Source organism: Caballeronia sp. BCC1704 (assembly GCF_902833455.1).
Classification (GTDB): Bacteria; Pseudomonadota; Gammaproteobacteria; order Burkholderiales; family Burkholderiaceae; genus Caballeronia.
In genome coordinates, this window is record NZ_CADFFT010000001.1 from 2,023,884 (window position 1) to 2,044,865 (window position 20,982).

Annotated in this window: 17 protein-coding genes and 2 tRNA genes; 9 read left to right on the top strand and 10 right to left on the bottom strand. The window is 63.2% G+C overall.

All coding sequences use genetic code 11. The features are described 5' to 3' along the window. Positions 1-867: 867 nt before the first annotated feature. Positions 868-1,614 (top strand): Crp/Fnr family transcriptional regulator, encoded by a 747-nt coding sequence (locus HWX53_RS09430; protein ID WP_159836384.1) that lies wholly within the window; start codon positions 868-870, stop codon positions 1,612-1,614. 28 nt (positions 1,615-1,642) lie between these two features. Next, positions 1,643-3,043, top strand: a complete 1,401-nt coding sequence (locus HWX53_RS09435; RefSeq protein ID WP_175940664.1) for an undecaprenyl-phosphate glucose phosphotransferase — start codon at positions 1,643-1,645, stop codon at positions 3,041-3,043. A gap of 77 nt (positions 3,044-3,120) precedes the next feature. On the opposite strand, the gene rpiA is transcribed toward HWX53_RS09435, so the two are convergent. The 5 genes from rpiA to rnr form a co-directional block, all read right to left on the bottom strand. Then, positions 3,121-3,807 carry a ribose-5-phosphate isomerase RpiA gene (gene rpiA / locus HWX53_RS09440; protein WP_175940481.1) on the bottom strand — a complete coding sequence of 229 codons (687 nt, stop codon included), beginning with the start codon at positions 3,805-3,807 and terminating at the stop codon, positions 3,121-3,123. 79 nt (positions 3,808-3,886) lie between these two features. Further along, positions 3,887-4,282, bottom strand: coding sequence for a SirB2 family protein (locus HWX53_RS09445; RefSeq protein ID WP_175940482.1), 396 nt, complete (start codon positions 4,280-4,282; stop codon positions 3,887-3,889). A gap of 24 nt (positions 4,283-4,306) precedes the next feature. Further along, complete coding sequence (locus tag HWX53_RS09450; RefSeq protein WP_175940665.1) at positions 4,307-5,131, bottom strand: N-acetylmuramoyl-L-alanine amidase; 825 nt, start codon at positions 5,129-5,131, stop codon at positions 4,307-4,309. An 11-nt stretch (positions 5,132-5,142) separates the two neighbouring features. Beyond that, positions 5,143-5,886, bottom strand: coding sequence for a 23S rRNA (guanosine(2251)-2'-O)-methyltransferase RlmB (gene rlmB, locus HWX53_RS09455; protein WP_175940483.1), 744 nt, complete (start codon positions 5,884-5,886; stop codon positions 5,143-5,145). A gap of 97 nt (positions 5,887-5,983) precedes the next feature. Next, a complete protein-coding gene (gene rnr / locus HWX53_RS09460) occupies positions 5,984-8,452 on the bottom strand; it encodes a ribonuclease R (RefSeq protein WP_175940484.1) in 2,469 nt (822 codons plus the stop codon). Between the two features lie 254 nt (positions 8,453-8,706). On the opposite strand from rnr, the gene HWX53_RS09465 reads away from it, so the two are divergent. The 7 genes from HWX53_RS09465 (at position 8,707) to HWX53_RS09495 (ending at position 13,379) form a co-directional block, all read left to right on the top strand. Next, positions 8,707-8,793: transfer RNA gene (locus tag HWX53_RS09465), tRNA-Leu, on the top strand. Between the two features lie 135 nt (positions 8,794-8,928). Next, positions 8,929-9,015, top strand: a tRNA-Leu gene (locus HWX53_RS09470). Positions 9,016-9,307: 292 nt separating this feature from the next. Then, positions 9,308-10,528, top strand: a complete 1,221-nt coding sequence (locus tag HWX53_RS09475; protein WP_175940485.1) for an MFS transporter — start codon at positions 9,308-9,310, stop codon at positions 10,526-10,528. 142 nt (positions 10,529-10,670) lie between these two features. After that, entirely contained in the window at positions 10,671-11,552 is an 882-nt protein-coding gene (locus HWX53_RS09480; RefSeq protein WP_175940486.1) for a DUF1571 domain-containing protein, read from the top strand. Positions 11,553-11,721: 169 nt separating this feature from the next. Beyond that, complete coding sequence (locus tag HWX53_RS09485; RefSeq protein ID WP_175940487.1) at positions 11,722-11,961, top strand: hypothetical protein; 240 nt, start codon at positions 11,722-11,724, stop codon at positions 11,959-11,961. Positions 11,962-12,032: 71 nt separating this feature from the next. Continuing rightward, positions 12,033-12,827 carry a 5'/3'-nucleotidase SurE gene (gene surE / locus HWX53_RS09490; RefSeq protein ID WP_175940488.1) on the top strand — a complete coding sequence of 265 codons (795 nt, stop codon included), beginning with the start codon at positions 12,033-12,035 and terminating at the stop codon, positions 12,825-12,827. Positions 12,828-12,929: 102 nt separating this feature from the next. After that, positions 12,930-13,379, top strand: coding sequence for a DUF2147 domain-containing protein (locus HWX53_RS09495; RefSeq protein WP_175940489.1), 450 nt, complete (start codon positions 12,930-12,932; stop codon positions 13,377-13,379). Between the two features lie 76 nt (positions 13,380-13,455). Here the strand turns inward: HWX53_RS09495 and HWX53_RS09500 are convergent, their stop codons facing one another. The 5 genes from HWX53_RS09500 to HWX53_RS09520 all read right to left on the bottom strand — a co-directional run bounded on the left by HWX53_RS09500 (position 13,456) and on the right by HWX53_RS09520 (position 20,982). Then, positions 13,456-13,872: a transposase gene (locus HWX53_RS09500; RefSeq protein WP_175940490.1), complete on the bottom strand. Its 417-nt coding sequence runs from the start codon at positions 13,870-13,872 to the stop codon at positions 13,456-13,458. A 147-nt stretch (positions 13,873-14,019) separates the two neighbouring features. Next, positions 14,020-15,117, bottom strand: a complete 1,098-nt coding sequence (gene zapE, locus HWX53_RS09505) for a cell division protein ZapE (RefSeq protein ID WP_175940491.1) — start codon at positions 15,115-15,117, stop codon at positions 14,020-14,022. An 89-nt stretch (positions 15,118-15,206) separates the two neighbouring features. Continuing rightward, on the bottom strand, positions 15,207-16,637 hold the full coding sequence (gene lpdA / locus HWX53_RS09510; RefSeq protein ID WP_175940492.1) for a dihydrolipoyl dehydrogenase: 1,431 nt from the start codon (positions 16,635-16,637) through the stop codon (positions 15,207-15,209). 87 nt (positions 16,638-16,724) lie between these two features. Then, on the bottom strand, positions 16,725-18,038 hold the full coding sequence (odhB, locus tag HWX53_RS09515; protein ID WP_175940493.1) for a 2-oxoglutarate dehydrogenase complex dihydrolipoyllysine-residue succinyltransferase: 1,314 nt from the start codon (positions 18,036-18,038) through the stop codon (positions 16,725-16,727). A gap of 82 nt (positions 18,039-18,120) precedes the next feature. Beyond that, entirely contained in the window at positions 18,121-20,982 is a 2,862-nt protein-coding gene (locus tag HWX53_RS09520; RefSeq protein WP_175940494.1) for a 2-oxoglutarate dehydrogenase E1 component, read from the bottom strand.

The window sequence follows — 20,982 nt, forward strand, 5'->3', positions numbered from 1 at the left end:
CATGGTGAGATGCGACGTGCGGCATGCACCCTATTGTCCCCGATGAAACATTTCCGCACCGCGTAATGGCGCGTTCCATACGTTCGGCGGGGACCTTCCGGTATCGCGTCGAACCTCGGCATCGCCGTGCGCAGCGCAAACGTTTGACACGTCGATCGCGGTTTTCGGGGGAAAAACGAATCGCTCGCGCGCCCTATGTGGGGCAACTCACGCCTTCTCGCGGGCACGATTCACGCATTCGGGCGCGGCATGGCCCACAGACGAGCCGTTTCGTGCAGCAGGCGCAACGTTTAGCCGTTTGCGAAATTGCCATGGAACACATTCTTCACTCCGCGCAAAGCCTTATGCGGCAAGGCTTTGGCGGGAAGCAAGAGGTCTCGCGCCGGCAGCACGTTCGTTAGGCCACGAACATGATGGAACACAGATGAATCAATTTTCAATGTCCCTACAAAAGGAGGGGTTCTCGCAGTGTGACGCGGGCCTCTGAGGCTTATCGCACGGTGATCGTCGAAGCTCGGCCCCGTCCGCGAGCCGTTTGCGCTGACGATACCCCTCCGGGCGTATGGGGATTCCTAAGACCAGCAATGTTCAAGACTGAAACAAAATAGCGACGCTGCGCCGCATCACAGCAGGGGTTCGAGCAGTGAGGCCCCACCAGCATTGACGTTCGCCGCATTGGCACAGTCCTCGCTAAAAGAGTCGCGCAACCCGAAGCGACGCGATCTACTAAATCAACTCAAGCGAGCACGGGCTGCTAACGGGGCTGGTGTGAGACGTTTTCATAGCCGCGAAAGACGCGACCCGAGAACGATCACACCAGTAAAGAAAAAAGTGAAGCGCAACGCGCGAAGTTACGAGAGAACAAACATGCTGACCCTTCAGTCCGACCTGCACGGCAACCACCTCCTCGGCGCCCTTCCGGCACATGAGTGGCAAGCTCTGACTCCGCATCTCGAACTGGTTCAACTCCGCACCGAGCAACTGCTCTGCGATTCGGGCCAACGTATTCATCACGTGTACTTCCCGACGACCGCCATCATCTCTCTGTTGCATACGATGGAAGACGGCGGCTCGGTCGAAATCGCCGCAGTCGGCCGTGAAGGCATGACCGGCGTGCCGGTCCTGACCGGCGGCGAAACCATGCCCACGCGTGTCCAGGTGCAGTGCCCGGGCTTCGCGTACCGCATGAGCGCCCAGGCGCTGCGCGAACAGTTCGGACGTTCGGACTTTCTGCGCCGCCTGATGCTCCTGTACATGCAGGCGCTGCTCACGCAAGTCGCGCAGACCGCAGCGTGTAATCGTCATCATTCGCTGAACAAGCAGCTTTGCCGCTGGCTGTTGATCGAAATCGACCGCACCGCGTCGAACGAACTGCAAGTCACGCAGCAACTGATCGCGGACATGCTCGGCGTGCGTCGCGAAGGCGTGACCGAAGCGGCCGGCAAGCTGCACGATGCGGGCCTCATCCACCATAGCCGCGGCTGCATCAAAGTGGTGGATCGCGAAGGGCTGGAAGCGCGCGCGTGCGAATGCTACGGCCTCGTCAAACGTGAGTTCGACCGCCTGCTGCCGCGTCTGCGCGCGCAGGAGACGGCTTCGGCCTCCAGTGTCTGAGATGCGGATGCACAATAAAAGTCACGATATGTTCGGCTGGACGGCGCGCTGTCTGGACGTGTTCTTCGTTATCGCGGGCGGGGTGATCGCGCATTCCATGCGCTTTTCCTCGCTCGAATTCAGCGATATCGAGAAGCTCCTGATCGCATTCAATAGCGTGCTGGCATTGCTGTTGTTCCCGACGTTCGGCGTGTACGAAGCCTGGCGCGGCAAGCCGCTTCCGATGATGCTGGCGCGCGTCACGCTCGCCTGGATGACGGTGGCCGCCGCGGCGCTTCTGCTCGCCTTCACGCTGCATCGCATGGACGCCGTGTCGCGGCTCTGGTTCGCGTATTCGACGCTCATCTCCGGCGCGCTCATCGTGCTCGCGAAATGCGCGGTGTACGCGAGCCTGCGCATCATGCGCGGCCGCGGCTTCAATCAGCGCACGGTGGCGATCGTCGGCGCGCAGGGCTTCGCGCGCACGCTGCTCGCGCATCTGTCCAGCACGCCCGAGCAAGGCTTCACGCCCGTCTGTCTGCTCGACACGACGGGCGACGAAGAACTCCATGCAAGCGGCCTCGGCAGCCGGCCCGGCGCGTCCATGCGCCTGCCGGTGCTCAACGACTTCGACGAACTCGTCGAAAAAGTGCGCGCCGAGGACATCAACGAAGTGTGGCTCGCGCTGCCGCTTTCGCAGGAACACACGATCTATCGCTTCGTGCATGCGCTGCGGCACGACTTCGTGAATCTGCGGCTGATTCCGGACACGCGCAGCATCTCGCTCTTCAACCATTCGATGACCGATGTCGCGGGGCTCGCGACCATCAACCTGACGACATCGCCTGTCAGCACCTTACAGATGTGGCCGAAGCAGCTGTTCGACCGCTGCTTTGCCGCGGCCGCGCTGCTCGCGCTGTCGCCGATCATGATCACCATTGCAATTGCGATCAAGGCGACATCGGAAGGGCCGGTGTTCTTCACGCAGAACCGCAAGGGCGCGGACGGACGGCCGTTCAAGATCTACAAGTTCCGTTCGATGGCCGTGCATCGCGAAACCAAGGGTCACGTGACGCAGGCGACGCGCAACGACCCGCGCGTGACGAAGATCGGCGCGTTCCTGCGCCGCACGAGCCTCGACGAACTGCCGCAGTTCATCAACGTGCTGTTCGGCGACATGTCGGTGGTCGGGCCGCGTCCGCATGCGATCGAACACGACGATCTGTACAAGGATCTCGTCTACGGCTACATGTTCCGCTATCGCATCAAGCCGGGCATTACCGGCTGGGCGCAGGTGAACGGCTATCGCGGCGCGACCGAGAAGGTCGAGAAGATGCAGAACCGCGTGAAATTCGACCTGTTCTACATTCACAACTGGTCGTTCTGGTTCGACATCAAGATCGTCGCGATGACGCTGTTCAAGGGCTTCATCGGACGAAACGCATACTAAGCGCTGAGCGCTGCATGCAACGAAAACGGGCCCGGCGACTCGCGTTGCCGGGCCCGTTGTGCTTATGGCGACGCGCTTCAGTAGTCGATGCGGCCGACGCCCTGCTCCGTGCCGAGCAGGCACAGGTCCGCTCCGCGCGCCGCGAAAAGACCCACCGTCACCACGCCCGGCCACGCGTTGATCTGCGCTTCGAGTCCGCGCGGGTCCGTGATGGAGAGACCCTTCACGTCGATGATCTCGTTGCCGTTGTCGGTGATGAACGGCATGCCGTCCTGCGTCACGCGCACGATCGGCACGCCGCCGAGCGCGGTGACCTTGCGGCCGATCGCGGTGCGCGCCATCGGCACGACTTCGATGGGCAGCGGGAACGTGCCCATCACGTCGACGCGCTTGCTCGCATCCGCGATGCACACGAATACCTCGGCCACCGACGCCACGATCTTCTCGCGCGTGAGCGCCCCGCCGCCGCCTTTGATCATCGCGCCGCTCGCGTCGATTTCGTCGGCGCCGTCGACATACACCGGCAGCGTGTCCACGTCGTTCAGGTCGAACACCTTGAAGCCGTGCGATTCGAGCCGCGCCGTCGTCGCGAGCGAACTCGATACGGCCCCGCGATAACGCCCTTTCGAGGCGGCCAGAGCGTCGATGAAGCAATTCGCCGTCGATCCGGTGCCGACGCCGATGATCGATCCTTCGGGCACGTGCGCGTTCACGTAGTCGGCCGCCGCCTGGCCGACGCGCTGCTTGAGTTCGTCCTGAGTCATGGAAATGGTGCTGCGCGTGAGGGTAAAACGCGATTTTATCGGAGCGCGCGCCGCCTTCCCGCGCTTTTTGCGCGTGCGGTCAGAGGATGCCGTGCAGGAATCCGAGCGGATCGTGCGTGCGCGCGACGGACGCGATAAACGCGAACACGATGATCGCCAGCACGCCGAAGACGGCGCGTGCGCCCTTCGTCCGGCCGCGCTTGAGGGCGAAGGTGCCGAGCGCGATGTAGACGACGAGGCCCGCGATCTTCGCGCCCAGCCACGCCGCGTTCGGCCCGAAGCCGATGATCGCGACGAGCGCAATCGCGCTCGCGAGCAGGAGCGTATCGACGATATGCGGCACGATCTTGCTCGCACGTGTGGCGAGCAGGCGCGAGTCCGTCAGCATCCAGATCCAGCGCACAACGAAGCCAGCGATGCTCAGGCCCGCGCACGTCATATGGAGCGCGCGCAGCGGCAGGAAGTAGTCGCCCATTTCTTCTTTTGTCTAACGCAACGGTCAGGGGAAGTATTTGTCCAGCAAGGCTTGCGCGATGGCGTCTGTTTGCGCATCGGCGTCGCCTGCGTAGTCCGACGGCCGGAAGTGCATCTGGAACGCGCCGAAGACGCGGCGCGTCTTCTCGTCGAGCATGCCGTCGGTGGCGACGTCGTAGCCGTAGCGCTTCAGCTTTTCCTGCAACGCGCGCACGTCGCACGGCGCCCTGGGATCGCGGCCGGCGAGATGCGCGGCGACGGTCGCGTCGTCGGGCCATGCGCCGATGCCCGCCTCGTACAGCGTGCGCCACGGAAAGAGCGGACCCGGATCGATCTTGCGCTGCGGAGCGATGTCGCTATGGCCGACCACGCGCGTCGGCGGAATGCCGTAACGCTCGACGATGTCGCGCGAGAGCTTCACGAGCGCATCGACCTGCGCGGGCGGATACGGCTGCCAGGTGCGTCCGGCGGGGGTATTGATCGGTCCGAGATTCACGTTCTCGATGCCGATCGACGACGCGTTCAGCTCCGTCGCGCCCTGCCAGTAGCTCTGGCCGGCATGCCACGCGCGCTTGTCTTCCGGCACGAGCTGATAGACGACCGGCTCGCCGTTCTCGATGCGCGGCGCGTCCGGCACGACGTAGTGGACGCTGACCTCATCGCCGGTGAGGACGGCGAGCGAACGCGCTTCGTCGATTTCCGTGTAGTGCATGACGAGGAAACGCACGCGCGAATCGGCGTTTTTCGCGTGGTGTTGCGTGTCGGCGATGTAGGTGCCGCGGTTTTGCATGGTGGGGGTGCAGGCGGTGATGACTGCGCAGGCAAGCGCAATAAAGACGAAGCGAAACATGCTGGACACGCTTACTTCTTCACCATCCTCTGCCGCACGGCCTCGAACAGGCACACCCCGCTCGCCACCGACACGTTGAGGCTCTCCACCGCGCCCGCCATCGGAATATGCATGATCTCGTCGCACGTCTCGCGCGTGAGGCGGCGCATGCCCTCGCCTTCCGCGCCCACGACGATCGCCACCGGGCCGTCGAGCTTCGTCTCATAGACGCTCGCCGTCGCTTCGCCCGCCGTGCCGATCACCCAGACGCCGGCATCCTTCAGTTCGCGCAGCGCGCGCGCCAGATTCGTCACCGTGATGTACGGCACGCTTTCGGCCGCGCCGCTCGCCACTTTCGCGGCGGTCGCGTTGAGGCCCGCCGAACGATCGCGCGGCGCGATGACCGCATGCGCGCCCGCCGCGTCCGCGACGCGCAGGCATGCGCCAAGATTATGCGGGTCGGTGACGCCGTCGAGCACGAGCAGCAAGGGGGTTCCCGAGATGCCGTCAAGCAGTTCGGCGAGGTTCTGCGCGAGCGGCAAGTCGTGCGCGCGGGCCACGACGCCCTGATGCTGGATATTGCCCGCGAGGCCCCAAAGACGCCCTTCGTCGGCGGCGATCAGACGCACGCCCGCGTCCTTCGCGGCACGCAGGAAGTCCTGCATGCGGCGGTCCTTGCGCGTGGGGTCGTACAACACTTCCTCGATAGACGAGGCATCCGCCCGCACGCGCGCCGTCACCGCGTGGAAACCGTAAAGAACCTTGAGACGTGACATGACTGATTCGAACCTTCGTGATAACCATGAAAAGCACGACGCGGCCCGGTGCAAAGCGCACCGGACCGCGCGTATTCGTTGACGCGATGAGCGTCGGCTAGCGTTTCTTGCGCGCCGGCCGCCCCTGCGCCGACGACTTCGACGCCGAGTTGGACGTCCCTCCGCGTTTCTTCGCCGCGCCGCCGCGCGCCGCCGGCGACGCGCCCTTCTTCGTGCCGCCGCGCTGACGCGTGCTTGGCGCGTCGTCGTTCAGCGGACGAATGCGCGGACCCGTTGCGCCATTCGCGCCCGAGGCGCCGTGATCGGCCGCGCCCGACGACGAACGCGGCGACGGCTTCACCGGCGTATCGCGCACCAGACGGAAGTCGATCTTGCGCGCATCGAGATCGACGCGGCCCACCTGCACGCGCACGCGATCGAACATGCGATAGCGGATACCGGTGCGCTCGCCGCGCAGCTCGTTCTTGATCTCGTCGTACTGGAAGTAGTCCGAGCCGAGTTCGGTCACATGCACGAGCCCTTCGATAAAGAGCGAATCGAGTTGCACGAAGATGCCGAACGACGTCACGCCGTTCACCATGCCGCCGTATTCCTCGCCGAGCTTGTCGCGCATGAAATAGCACTTGAGCCAGGCTTCGACATCGCGTGACGCTTCGTCGGCGCGACGCTCGTTCGACGAGCAATGCAGGCCGAGTTCTTCCCACACCGCGACGCTGTTGCGCGACCGGCTGCGCGCGCTGTCGTCGGCCAGTTGCATTTCGCGCGCGGCTTTCGTCAAGCCCGTGCTCAGCGAAACGTCGTGGCCAATATCCGGCACGTATTTCTTGCCCTGCAGAATCGCGTAGATGGCGCGATGCGTGAGCAGGTCGGGATAGCGGCGAATCGGGCTCGTGAAGTGGGCGTACGCTTCGTACGCGAGCCCGAAGTGACCGATGTTGTCCGGGCTGTAGACGGCCTGCTGCATCGAGCGCAGCACCATCGACTGAAGCATCTGCGCATCGGGCCGGTCGCGGATTTGGGCGATGAGCGCCGCATAGTCGCTCGCGTGCGGTTTGTCGCCGCCTGTCAGCGTCAGGCCGACGCCGCGCAGAAACTGCCGCAGGTTCTCGAGCTTTTCCTCGGTCGGCCCCGCGTGCACGCGGTACAGGCCCGGATGCTTGTTGCGCTTCAGAAAGTCCGCCGCGCAGACGTTGGCCGCGAGCATGCACTCTTCGATGAGCCGATGCGCGTCGTTGCGATGGCGCGGCAGAATCTGCTCGATCTTGCCCTGCGAGTTCACGACGATATACGTCTCGGTCGTGTCGAAGTCGATCGCGCCGCGCTTCTGCCGTGCCGCGTGCAGCGCCTTGAAGACGCCATACAGATTCTGCAACTGCGGCACCAGTTCCGCGCGCCGCGCGGCTTCCGGGCCCTTGGTGTTGGCGAGCACGGCCGCGACTTCGGTGTAGGTAAGCCGCGCCGCCGAGTGCATCACGCCCGGATAGAACTGATACGCCTTGATCTCGCCGCGCGCCGTGATGATCATGTCGCACACGAGCACGCAGCGGTCGACGTCCGGATTCAGCGAGCACAGCCCGTTCGAAAGCTTCTCGGGCAGCATCGGAATGACGCGGCGCGGGAAGTACACCGACGTGCTGCGGTCCAGCGCGTCGACATCGAGCGGCTCGTTCGGACGCACGTAATGCGACACGTCGGCGATCGCCACGAGCAGACGGAAGCCTTGTCCGCGGCCGACGGCGACGGGCTCGCAATATACGGCGTCGTCGAAGTCGCGAGCGTCTTCCCCATCGATCGTGACGAGCGGCACGTCGCGCAGATCCACGCGATGACGGATGTCCACCGGCCGCACTTCGTCGGGCAGCTTCGCGGCCGCGGCGAGCGCGGCGTCGCTGAACTGATGCGGCACGCCGTACTTGCGCACCGCGATCTCGATTTCCATGCCGGGATCGTCGATATCGCCGATCACTTCGACCACGCGCCCGAGCGGCTGCGAATGGCGGCTCGGAAAGTCCGTCAGATCGACGGACACGACCTGCCCGACTTTCGCCTTCTTCGGGTTCTGCGTGATGAGAATGTCGTGGCCGATGCGCTTGTCTTCCGGCACGAGGATCAGCGCGCCGTTTTCATTCACCAGCCGCCCGATGATGCGCTTGTTCGCGCGGTCGGTCACTTCGACGATATGCCCTTCGGGCCGCCCGCGCCGGTCATAGCCGACGATGCGCGCGAGCACGCGGTCGTTGTGCATGACCTTCTGCATTTCGCCGTTGGGCAGGAAGAGATCGTCCTGGCCGTCATCGCGGATCAGAAAACCGAAGCCGTCGCGATGACCTTGCACGCGCCCCGCGACGAAGTTCGACGGATGCGTGAGCTGATAATGGCCGCGCTTGTCGAGCCGGATTTGCCCGTCGCGTTCCATGGCCGCCAGTCGCTTGAAAAATCCTTCGCGCTCCTGGCGCTTGATCGACAGGGCCTCGGCGATGTCGTTCGCGGAGTGAGGCGTTTCGCTCGTGCGCAGCACGCCGAGAATCTCTTCGCGGCTGGGAATCGGATACGGATATTTGCTCAAGGGCTTAATAGAGTTCTTCTCGTTGGACTGGACTTCGCCGTGTTTTGCCGTTAGTCGAGCGGCAATCGTTGAAATCATTCTAACACTGCCTATTGTGGACTCCGGCTGCCAGGCCGGCGCTCGCGCCTTACACGGAAGCAAACCGCAGCCCCGCCTCGCGACGCGTCGAAATACTTGACAGCGGTTCCCGAGTCGCTATAATGGCGTTCTTTGCTGCTGAACGCACGCAAAGAACCACGCAGTAACGCACCCTTGCCCAGGTGGCGGAATTGGTAGACGCACTAGGTTCAGGTCCTAGCGGTGGCAACACCGTGGAGGTTCGAGTCCTCTCTTGGGCACCAGATGTCAGGAAACGCCACCTTCGGGTGGCGTTTTCTTTTTATGCGGAGACCGTGCTTTTCGGCTCCTGCCGGTCGTGAAGCGCAGTTGACACGGCTCGGCTTCCCGCTAAAATAGCGGGCTCGCTGTACCCCTTGGCCCAGGTGGCGGAATTGGTAGACGCACTAGGTTCAGGTCCTAGCGGTGGCAACACCGTGGAGGTTCGAGTCCTCTCCTGGGCACCAAGGTCCCTTTCTCGCGAAGAGCCCCACGCACATGCACGTGGGGCTTTTTGTTTTCTGCGTGCGATTTTTCTGCTTATAAGCGGCTTCGCTTTGCTTTCGGTTTTATTCGACGTATGACTCGGATTAAAGCCAAATGAATGGATCGGCCGCGTTATCGTCTTTTCTCCATCAGTAACGATCAGCACGCTCTTAAACGGCGGCGTACACTCGTCCTGCCCGCGTGGCCGCATGACCGCCGCGTGCAATCGCATTGCATATCAAGCTGATCAACACTGATTCGGAGACCGAGGCGATGAGTTGGACGCGAGAACAAAGAAACGTAACGATTGCCGCGTATCTCGGCTGGACGCTGGACGCATTCGATTTTTTCCTGATGGTTTTCGTCCTGAAGGACATTGCCGCGGAATTCAACACGAAGATTCCCGAAGTCGCCTTTGCCATTACGCTCACGCTCGCCATGCGCCCTATCGGCGCGCTGATATTCGGCCGGCTCGCGGACAAGTTCGGCCGCCGTCCGACGCTGATGGTCAATATCGCGTGTTATTCGTTGCTGGAGTTACTATCCGGCCTCTCTCCCAATCTGACGACGCTTCTCATCTTGCGCTCGCTTTTCGGCATCGCGATGGGCGGTGAATGGGGCGTCGGCTCGGCGCTCACGATGGAAACGGTGCCGCCCAAGGCGCGCGGCTTCGTGTCCGGCTTGCTACAAGCCGGTTATCCGAGCGGTTATCTGCTCGCATCGATCGTATTCGGCGTGCTGTACCAGTTCGTCGGCTGGCGCGGGATGTTTTTCGTCGGCGTGGCGCCTGCGCTGCTCGTGCTCTATGTTCGCGCGCATGTGCCCGAATCGCCCGCATGGCGAGCGATGGAAAAGCGCAAGCGTCCCGGCCTGCTTTCGACGCTCAAACAGAACTGGACCCTCTCCCTCTATGCGATCGTTCTGATGACCGCATTCAATTTCTTCTCGCACGGAACACAGGATCTTTATCCGACGTTTCTGCGCGAACAGCATCACTTCGATCCGCATACGGTGTCCATCATTACCATCGTGCTGAATATCGGCGCGATTGTCGGCGGATTGTTTTTCGGGTCGTTGTCTGAGCGAATCGGGCGGCGTGTGACTATTTTTATCGCGGCACTGATTGCGCTGCCGGTGCTTTATCTGTGGGCGTTTTCGGTGACTCCGGTTGCGCTGGCAATCGGCGCGTTTTTGATGCAGATATCGGTGCAAGGCGCGTGGGGCGTGATTCCGGTGCATTTGAACGAGATATCGCCCGATGAAATTCGCGCCACTTTTCCGGGGCTCGTGTATCAACTCGGCAATTTGCTGGCCGCAATCAATGCGACGATGCAGGCGTCGATTGCCACTTCTCACGGAAACAACTACGGCATGGCGATGGCGATCGTCGCGGGTACGGTTGCGGTGGTCATTGCGGCGTTGATTTTCTTTAGCCGCGAGCGCAGGGGGATCGATATGACCCGGTCGGCGGAGGAAGTGGGGGCGACGGGATAGGGCTTGGCGTCTCGCTAGCGGGCGTCCGGCAAACCTGTTGGACGCCTCAACCGACGACTCACGCTTGCGCTGAACGGAAGAATGCCCGCGATTCCCCGTTTACACCTGACCACTCCGGCACCGCCAAACGGGAAGACAAGTCATGACGCAAGCGCACGTCCGTCGCCTCCTCTACTCGACGCTCGCGTGCGCCCTCTCAGCGGCGATCACCGCTAGCCCGGCACCCGCGCGATCGACTCCCCAGCCGGCAGTCAACGAAATCGCCACGCAAACCGCCGACCAACAAGCCCAATCGCTCGCACGCGCCGCCGCCGACGGCACGCTCGCGCGCCTGAGCGACGACGAACTCGTCGCCCTCTTCCGCGCGCTCGATCTCGCGACGCTGCCGCGCTACCTGCGCGACGGCTTGGTCCGCTATGCGTCCTGCGAATTCACCATCCTTCGACGCGAGCGCATCGGCGGAAAATGGCCGAAGCGGCCCGACCACATGCTCGTACGCGTCACGCGCGAGCCGCTGCGCATCTACGCCAGATGGCTGCCCGATGGCGCCCATGCGGGCCAGGAAGTCATCTACGACGAGTCCAAGCGCCCCGACGAGCTATACGGCCATGCCGGCGGCTTGCTCGGTGTCGTGCCGATGTGGACATCGCTGAACGGACCGCTCGCCCGCGCGCAATCGAACCATTCGATCCGCGAACTCGGCATCGATGCCGTGACGCAGCGGTTTATCGACGAAGGCAAGAAGTTCGCCGACGCCGGCATCACGCAGCCGTCGGATATCGCGGTGGCGACCGTCAATGGCGTGCGCGTCGTCGCGTTGACGTATGTCGCGCCGGCCGGGCAGCCCGACTTCTATGCGAAGCGCGAAGTGATCGACCTCGATCTCGAAGCGCCGCTCATCCGCGCGGTCGAATCCTTCGACAACGAAGGCACAGTGTTCGAAAGCGTCGTCTTCGAGCACATCGAGCCGAAGCCGTTCGACGGCCTGACATTCGATCCACGCAACCCCGACTACCGCTTCTGAGGCGCGCGCTGACTGCGTGACACACGCTGTAACACGCGCATCCCTGCCGACGTGCCGCGTTTAAGTCTCGCCTAAGTTTCGGCCGATACGCTTGCCGCACTTCATCATCGACATCCACGACGCCGCCCTGTCCGCGGCGCGAATCGTCATGTAACCAAGGAGTTCGCGCATGAACCTCCGCTCTGCTTCGGCTCCCGTGCGAGCCATCAAACGGCTCTTGAGTCATCACGAAATCGCCACGCTGCTCTTGCTGATGCACGCGCCGATCGACGCGATGGCCGCACCGCCCGATGTGACCTCGCTGCAGGAGTACGGCTACGTGGAAATCGTCTCGCCCGGCGCCGACGGTCCCAAGGTGCGCCTCACCGAAGACGGCAACGCCGTTCTGCGCGGCTTGGGCGTCAGGTAAGCGCCCGTCTTCCCGTCGCGATCTCTGTAATAATCGGTCGACCTTCTTAACCGACCGAGGAGTGATTCGCGATGCCCGCCATGGAACCCATCGTTCAACGTGTGCTGCTGACCAACGACGACGGCATCGACGCGCCCGGCCTCGCCGTGCTCGAAGCCGTCGCCGCTGAGCTCGCGCACGAAGTCTGGGTCGTCGCGCCCGAGCACGATCAGAGCGGTACTTCGCACTCCATCAGCCTGCATTCGCCGCTGCGCATCTCGCGTCAGGGCGAGCGGCGCTTCGGCGTTCAGGGCACGCCCGGCGATTGCGTCGTGATGGCCGCGCGGCATCTCATGAAAGACGCGCCGCCGACGCTCGTGTTGTCGGGCATCAATCGCGGCGCGAACCTCGGCGTCGAGACGATGTTCTCGGGCACCGTAGGCGCGGCGATGACGGGCCTTTTGCTCGGCCTGCCCTCCATTGCGCTCAGTCAGACGTTCTCCGACCGTGAAAGCGTGCGCTGGGATACGGCGCGCGCGCTCGCGCCCGGCGTGATCCGTCAGTTGCTGGCCATCTCGCACGACGCGCCGACGTGTCTCAACGTCAACTTCCCGGACTGCGATGCATCCGCGGCGGGTCCGCTCACGGTGACGCGGCAAGGCGTCGGGCTCGTGGAAGGCATCGACGTGGTCGATGAGACCGATCCGCGCGGCATCGACTACTTCTGGCTGAGATTCCAGCGCGGTCAGCGCAAGAACGCGCCCGACAGCGAGACCGCCGTGGTCGCGAGCAAGCGCATCTCGGTGACGCCGCTGCATTTCGATCGCACCGATTCGCGCACGTTCGCCACGCTCGAAGCCGGTCTGCGCGGCGGCGCGCGAGCCTAGAGCCTTTCCTCCCAGACGCCACGGACGGTTTCTCGTATCCTGCGTCGGCAACGCGCCCGGCAACGGCTCCGGGCGCCACGATCACAAAAACAAGGAGGCACTATGAAGCACTTCGTCCGCATCGCGGCTGGCGCGCTTATCGCGATGTCGGCGGCGGGCGCGTTCGCGCAGGCGTCGTCGCCCGCGGGTACCTGGCAAACCATCGATGACGCCACCGGCAAGCCGAAGGCGATCATTCAGATCATCGACGACGGTAGCGGGCAGCTCTCCGGCAAGGTGGTGCGTGGCATCGGCGAATTCGATCATCCGGACCGGCGCTGCACCGCGTGCACCGACGATCGGAAGGATCAACTGGTCAAAGGCATGACCATCATCACGGGCATGAAACAGAACGGCGATACGTGGGAAGGCGGCCAGATTCTGGACCCGGAAAACGGCAAGCTGTACAAGTGCAAGATGAAGCTGGAAGACGGCGGGCAGAAGCTGGTGGTGCGCGGTTATATCGGCGTGTCGCTGCTCGGGCGCTCGCAGACTTGGGTGCGGCAGCAGTAACACTTCGCAATGCGCAAAGAAAAACGGGCGGAAGACTGCGTGTCTTCCGCCCGTTTCTTTTGGTTCAGCGCGCAGTTCAGGCAGCGTGACGAACCGCCTCGTCGTCCTGCGGCGAGCGCGCCGCCGCGATGGCGCGCATCGGCTCCAAGGCTTGCGCTGTCACAACCGGCAATTCGGCCGGCACGCGCATGCGCGACGTCATGAGCCCGTACAGCGATTCACCGGCTGGGCCGAAGAGCTGCGTCATCACGCGCAGCAGCACGCCCGATTCATGCCACGCCTTGAAGCGCCGATGGCACGTCTGATACGACGGATATTTGCGCGGCAGCGTGGACCACGACGCGCCGCTATACATGACCCACAGCACGCCGTTCAGCACAGCGCGCGTGTTGGCCAGCGGACGGCCGCGCAGCTCCGAGCGCGGACGCAATTCCGGAAGCAGCGGCGCGACCATCTGCCATTCTTCGTCGGACATATCGCGGTAGGGTTTCACGGCATTCTCTCCAATTAACTGCTGATTAATTGGCAGAACGATACCGAGTGCCCTTCAACCGGCAAATCAGAGAGGTCCTAATCTTGAAAAACCGGCGAAAGCCTTATGCCGTTTGGCTAGACGCCTGTTTTTGATTCTCGTATTAGCTCACGTAAGCGAAATGTTCGCGAGCCGCCGCGGCGCCTCCAGATACTCTTGCGACTGCATTTCGACGATGCGAGACACCGTGCGCGCGAACTCGTTCGCCATCGGCCCTTCCACGTACAAGTCCTCCGCCGGCACCGCCGCCGACATCAGCAGCTTGACCTTGTGGTCGTAGAAGACGTCGATGAGCCACGTGAAGCGGCGCGCTTCCGACGCCATGCGTGGCGACATCTGCGGCACGTCCGAAAGGATGACCGCGTGGAAGCGGTTCGCGATCTCCAGATAGTCGTTCTGCGAGCGCGGGCCGCCGCAAAGCGTCGCGAAGTCGAACCACACTACGCCATCCGCTTTGCGCAGCGCCTTGATCTCGCGCTTTTCGATATGCAGGATCGGGCTTTCGTCAGGAACGGCGGCGAGCTTCGCGTAATCCGCGCGCAGCGCCTTGTCCGCCGCCGCGCCGAGCGGCGTGTGATACGCCTGCACTTGCGACAGCGTGCGCTTGCGATAATCGGTGCCCGCGTCGACATTCAGCACGTCGAGATTCTTCTTGAGCAACTCGATGGCGGGCAGCAACCGGTCGCGGTGCAAACCTTCCGGATACAGCGTGTCCGGCTGGTAATTGGACGTCATCACGAACTGCACGCCGTTGTTGAACAGGCGGTCCAGCAACCGATACAGGATCATCGCGTCGGCGATATCCGAGACGTGGAATTCGTCGAAGCAGATCAGCCGGTAACGCTTCGCGATGCGCCGCGCCAGTTCGTCGAGCGGATCGGCCTGGCCCTTCAGTTCCTCGAGTTCCCGATGCACTTCGCGCATGAACTCGTGAAAATGCAGGCGCGTTTTGCGCTGCACCGGCACGACGGCATAGAAGCTGTCCATCAGAAAACTTTTGCCGCGCCCGACGCCGCCCCACATATACACACCGCGCGGCAGTTCCGGATGCACGAGAAACTTCCGGATCGCGTTCGAGCGGCGCGCCTTGTACGCGACCCATTCTTCGTAGCAGCGTTGCAGGCGCGCGACCGCCGCCAGCTGCGCTTCGTCGGACTGGTAGCCCCGCGTGCGCAGTTCGTTTTCGTAGTATTCGGTGACGTTCATCTTCTGCCGTTCGATGTGACGAAGGCGAGCGGTTTGATCCGCTCGCCTTCGTGTGCGATGCCCTGCTTGTTGCCCGAAGTCGAGCCGAATTACATGTTCAACGCGCGCTTGTCGACGGCGAGCGCCGCTTCGCGCATCACTTCAGAGAGCGAAGGATGCGGATGGCAAATGCGGCCGATGTCTTCCGACGCCGCCTTGAACTCCATCGCGACGACCGCTTCCGCGATCAGATCCGACGCGTCCGCTGCGATGATATGCACGCCGAGAATCTCGTCGGTCTTCGCGTCCGCGATCATCTTGACGAAGCCTTCCGCCCGGCCGATGCCCAGCGCGCGGCCATTGGCCATCATCGGGAACTGACCGGTCTTGATCTCGCGGCCTTCGGCCTTGAGTTGCTGCTCGGTCTTGCCGACCCACGCGATTTCCGGTTCCGTGTAGATGACCCACGGCACGCAGTTGTAGTCGATATGCGGCTTTTGTCCGTCGATGATTTCCGCCACCGCCACGCCTTCGTCTTCCGCCTTGTGCGCGAGCATCGGACCGCGCACGACGTCGCCGATCGCGTACACGCCCGGCACGCTCGTCGCGCAGTGATCGTCCACGTCGATGAAGCCGCGCTCGTTCGCCTTCAGGCCGATGCTTTCCAGACCGAGGTTGTCCGTGTTCGGCACGCGTCCGACGGAGACGATCAGGCGGTCCGCTTCCAGCGTTTGCGGGTTGCCCTGATTGTCCGTGTACGCGATCGACACGCCGTTGCCGGTCGTCTCCACTTCGCCGATCTTCACGCCGAGGCGAATGTCGAGACCTTGCTTCTTGAACTGCTTGGCGGCTTCCTTCGCGAGCGATTCATCCGCTGCGGCGAGGAATTGCGGCAGCGCTTCGAGCACCGTCACTTCAGCGCCCAGACGACGCCACACCGAGCCGAGTTCCAGACCGATCACGCCCGCGCCGATCACGGCGAGCTTCTTCGGCACGGAATCGAACGAGAGCGCGCCTTCGTTGTCGGCGATCAGCTTGTTGTCGACCGGAATGCCCGGCAGATGACGCGCCTTCGAACCCGTCGCGATGATCACGTTCTTCGCCGTGACGGTTTCCGTTTCGCCTTCGCCCGACACTTCGATCTGCACGCCCGCAGCATTCTTGCCGGTGAACTTGCCGTGACCCTTGAGCCACGTGATCTTGTTCTTGCGGAACAGGAACTCGATGCCCTTCGTCATCTTTTCGACGATGCCGTCTTTGCGCGCCAGCATCTTCGACACATCGAGCTTCACGTCGGACACGCTGATGCCGTGATCGGCCAGATGCTTCGACGTATTTTCGAATTCTTCGGAAGACGCGAGCAGCGCCTTCGACGGAATGCAGCCCACGTTCAGGCAGGTGCCGCCGAGCTTCAGCGCGCCGGCGGGGTTCTTCCACTTCTCGATACACGCAACCGTCTTGCCGAGTTGCGCTGCGCGAATCGCCGCGATATAGCCGCCCGGGCCCGCGCCGATCACGACGACATCAAATTCCTTGGACATGACTTTCCTTGAGTAGACCCCGCTCTTGCGGAGACGCCTTCGAGCGGTGCGCGCGAGCCTATCGCGCGCACCGAAGGCACGGTGTTCTTACAGGTCCAGCAGCAGACGGGCCGGATCTTCCAGCGCGTCCTTCATGGCGACGAGCGACAGCACGGCTTCGCGGCCGTCGATGATGCGGTGGTCGTACGACAGCGCAAGGTAGTTCATCGGGCGGATCACGATCTGGCCGTTTTCGACCACAGCGCGTTCCTTCGTCGCGTGCACGCCGAGAATGGCGGACTGCGGCGGGTTGATGATCGGCGTCGAGAGCATGGAGCCGAACACGCCGCCATTCGAGATGGAGAACGTGCCGCCGGTCATTTCTTCGATCGACAGCTTGCCGTCGCGCGCCTTCGCGCCGAATTCGGCAATCTTCTTCTCGATGTCGGCGAGGCTCATCTGATCCGCGTTGCGCAGAATCGGCACGACCAGACCGCGCGGCGAACCGACCGCGATACCGATGTCGAAGTAGCCGTGATAAACGATGTCGTTACCGTCGATCGACGCGTTTACGAGCGGGAACTTCTTCAGCGCGTGCACGGCGGCCTTCACGAAGAACGACATGAAGCCGAGCTTCACGCCGTGTTCCTTCTCGAAGCGGTCCTTGTACTTGTTGCGCAGATCCATGACCGGCGCCATGTTGACTTCGTTGAACGTCGTCAGAATGGCGTTGGTTTGCTGCGATTCGAGCAGACGCTCGGCGATACGCGCGCGCAAACGCGACATCGGCACGCGCTGTTCCGGGCGATCCTTCAGCCACTGGTCAGCCGATGCGGGCGCGTTGACTTGCGGCAGCGAAGGCTTCGCCGCCTTCGCGGGCGCGGCAGCCGGAGCCGGGGCCTTCGCGGCGGCGGGCGCGCCGGCTTGCGCGGCGAGCGCGTCGCCCTTCGTGATGCGGCCGTCGCGGCCCGAGCCCGACACCTGGTCGGCGGACACGCCCTTCTCGGCCAGAATCTTCGTCGCGGCGGGCGATGCCGCGCCGCCCGTGACCGAACCGCCCGTCGCGGAGGCGGTCGCTTGCGCGGTCGCCGACGACGACGCCACGGCCGGCTCGGCTTGCGGCGCGGGCTTCACTTCGGCGTCGCCAGCGGCTGCGGCTGCGGGCGCTTCGCCTGCTTTCGCTTCCGTGTCGATCTTCGCGATGATCTCGTCAGCGGTGACGATATCGCCGTCATGCTTGATGACCTGCGCGAGCACGCCAGCCGACGGCGCGGGCACTTCGAGCACGACCTTGTCGGTTTCGATTTCGATCAGGATTTCGTCCTGGGCGACTGCCTCGCCCGGCTTCTTCTTCCATTGCAGCATGGTGGCTTCCGAGACCGACTCGGAAAGCTGGGGAACCTTGACTTCTACGATAGCCATTTCTGTATTGTCCTAATGCGTTCTGTGTGTACGAGCGTCGGAACCGGCGCGCTTCCCGCACGCCGGTCCGATCAGGCAACGATTACTTCGCGATGGTCTGCGCACCCTTCAGGCGGCCGAACGCGCCTTCAACCAGCGCCTTCTGCTGCTCGTAGTGCTTCGCGTAGTAGCCGACCGCGGGCGAGGCGGAAGCGGGACGGCCGCTATAGGCCAGCTTCATCCCTTCCTTCATGCCTTCACGCAGATGGTGCTCGATGTAGAACCAGGCACCCTGGTTCTGCGGCTCGTCCTGCACCCAGACCACTTCGGTCGCGTTTTCGTACTTCTTGAGTTCCGCGTCGAACTGCTTGTGCGCGAACGGATACAACTGCTCGATACGCACGATGGCAATGTCGTTCGCCTTCGCTTCGCGGCGATGCGCGACGAGGTCGTAATACACGCGGCCCGAGCAGCAGATCACGCGCTTGACCTTCTTCGCGTCGATGCTTTCGTCCACTTCGCCGATGACCGGCTGGAACGAGCCCTTCGCCAGCTCCGACAGGTCCGACACCGCTTCCTTGTGACGCAGCAGCGACTTCGGCGTGGCGATGATGAGCGGCTTGCGGAACAGGCGGATCATCTGACGGCGCAGCAGATGGAAGATCTGCGCCGGCGTCGTCGGCTGAACCACTTGCATGTTGTGGTCCGCGCACAGTTGCAGGAAACGCTCGATGCGCGCCGACGAGTGCTCCGGACCCTGGCCTTCGTAGCCGTGCGGCAGCATCATCGTGAGGCCGGAGACGCGGCCCCACTTCACTTCGCCCGACGAGATGAACTGGTCGATCACCACTTGCGCGCCGTTCACGAAGTCGCCGAACTGCGCTTCCCACGCGACGAACGTGTTCGGTTCGGCGGTCGAATAGCCGTACTCGAAGCCGAGCACCGCCTCTTCCGACAGCACCGAGTCGATGACCGTGAACTTCGCCTGGTTGTCCGCGATGTTCTGCAGCGGAATGTACGTGCCGTCGTTCCAGCGTTCACGGTTCTGATCGTGCAGCACCGCGTGGCGGTGCGTGAACGTGCCGCGGCCGGAGTCCTGGCCCGTCAGACGCACGGCATAGCCGGATGCCACCAGCGACGCGAACGCGAGATGCTCGCCCATGCCCCAGTCGAGCTTCGCTTCGCCACGGCCCATCGCGCGACGATCGTTGATCACGCGCTCGACGAGCGGATGCAGCTTGAAGTTCTCCGGAATCGTCGTGATGCGCTCAGCGAGACGCTTCAGTTCGGCGAGCGGCACGGCGGTGTCGGCGGCGTCGGTCCACTTGCGGTTCAGGAACGGCACCCAGTCGACCGCGTACTTGCTCTTGTAGTTCGAGAGCACCGGGTCGATGGTGTGATGGCCTTCGTCCATCGCCTGACGGTACGCCTTCACGTAGTTGTCGGCGTCTTCGGCGGTGATCACGCCTTGCTGCACCAACTTCTCCGCGTACAGCGCGCGCGTGCCGGGATGCTTCGCGATGGTCTTGTACATCAGCGGCTGCGTGACCGCCGGCGTGTCCTGCTCGTTGTGGCCGAGCTTGCGGAAGCAGACGATGTCCACCACCACGTCCTTGTGGAACTTCATGCGGAAGTCGATCGCGAGCTGCGTGGCGAGCACGACTGCTTCGGGATCGTCGCCGTTCACGTGCAGCACCGGCGCTTCGATCATCTTGACGACGTCCGAGCAATACAGCGTCGAGCGCGAATCGCGCGGGTCCGACGTCGTGAAACCGATCTGGTTGTTGATGACGATATGCAGCGTGCCGTGCGTGCCGTAGCCGCGCGTTTGCGCGAGGTTCAGCGTTTCCATCACGACGCCCTGGCCCGCGAAGGCCGCGTCGCCGTGAATCTGCACCGGCAGGACTTGCAGGCCTTCTTCATCGCCGCGGCGATCCATGCGCGCCTTCGCCGAGCCCTCGACCACCGGGTTGACGATTTCCAGGTGCGACGGGTTGAACGCGAGCGACAGGTGAACCGGGCCGCCTTCGGTCGCGACGTCCGACGAGAAACCCTTGTGGTACTTCACGTCGCCGGCCGGCAGGTCGTCCACGTGCTTGCCTTCGAATTCGGCGAAGAGGTCCGCCGGCATCTTGCCGAGCGTGTTGACCAGCACGTTCAGACGGCCACGGTGCGCCATGCCGATGACGATTTCCTGCACGCCGTTCTTGCCCGCGTGACGCACGACTTCGTCCATCGACGCGATGAAGCTCTCGCCGCCTTCCAGCGAGAAACGCTTCTGGCCGACGTACTTGGTGTGCAGGAAACGCTCGAGGCCTTCGGCGGCCGTCAGGCGGTTCAGGATGTGCTTTTTCTTGTCGTTCGAGAAGTTCGGCGTCGAGCGGATGGACTCGAGACGCTCCTTCCACCAGCGCTTCTGTTCCGGATCGCTGATGTACATGTACTCGGCGCCGATCGTGCCGCAGTACGTGTCACGCAATGCCTTGACGATCTCGCGCAGCGTTGCGCGCTCGAAACCGAAATACAGGTTCGTGGCGCTGAACGTCTGGTCCATGTCGGCTTCAGTGAAGTCGTAGAACGCAGGCTCGAGTTCGGGAATATGCGGACGCTCGCGGCGCTTGAGCGGATCGAGGTTGGCCCATTGCGAGCCGAGGAAGCGATACGCGCCGATGAGGGACTGAACGTAGACTTGCTTTCGCGCGGTGGCGAGATCTTCGGTGGCGCCTTCACGCTGAACGAAGCCGTTGGACTTCGCGCGCTGGGCAAACGACTCGACGATCGGGCCGTGGGCCACGTCGTTGTGGTTCGTGCCGTCCGACGCGGGCACGTTCTGCAACGCGTCGAAATAGGCTCGCCAGGTCTCGGGCACTGACGCGGGATTATCGAGATATGCCTCGTACAACTCTTCGACGTACGGAGCATTACCGCCGAACAGATAAGAGTTCGACTGGAATTGCTTCATCAT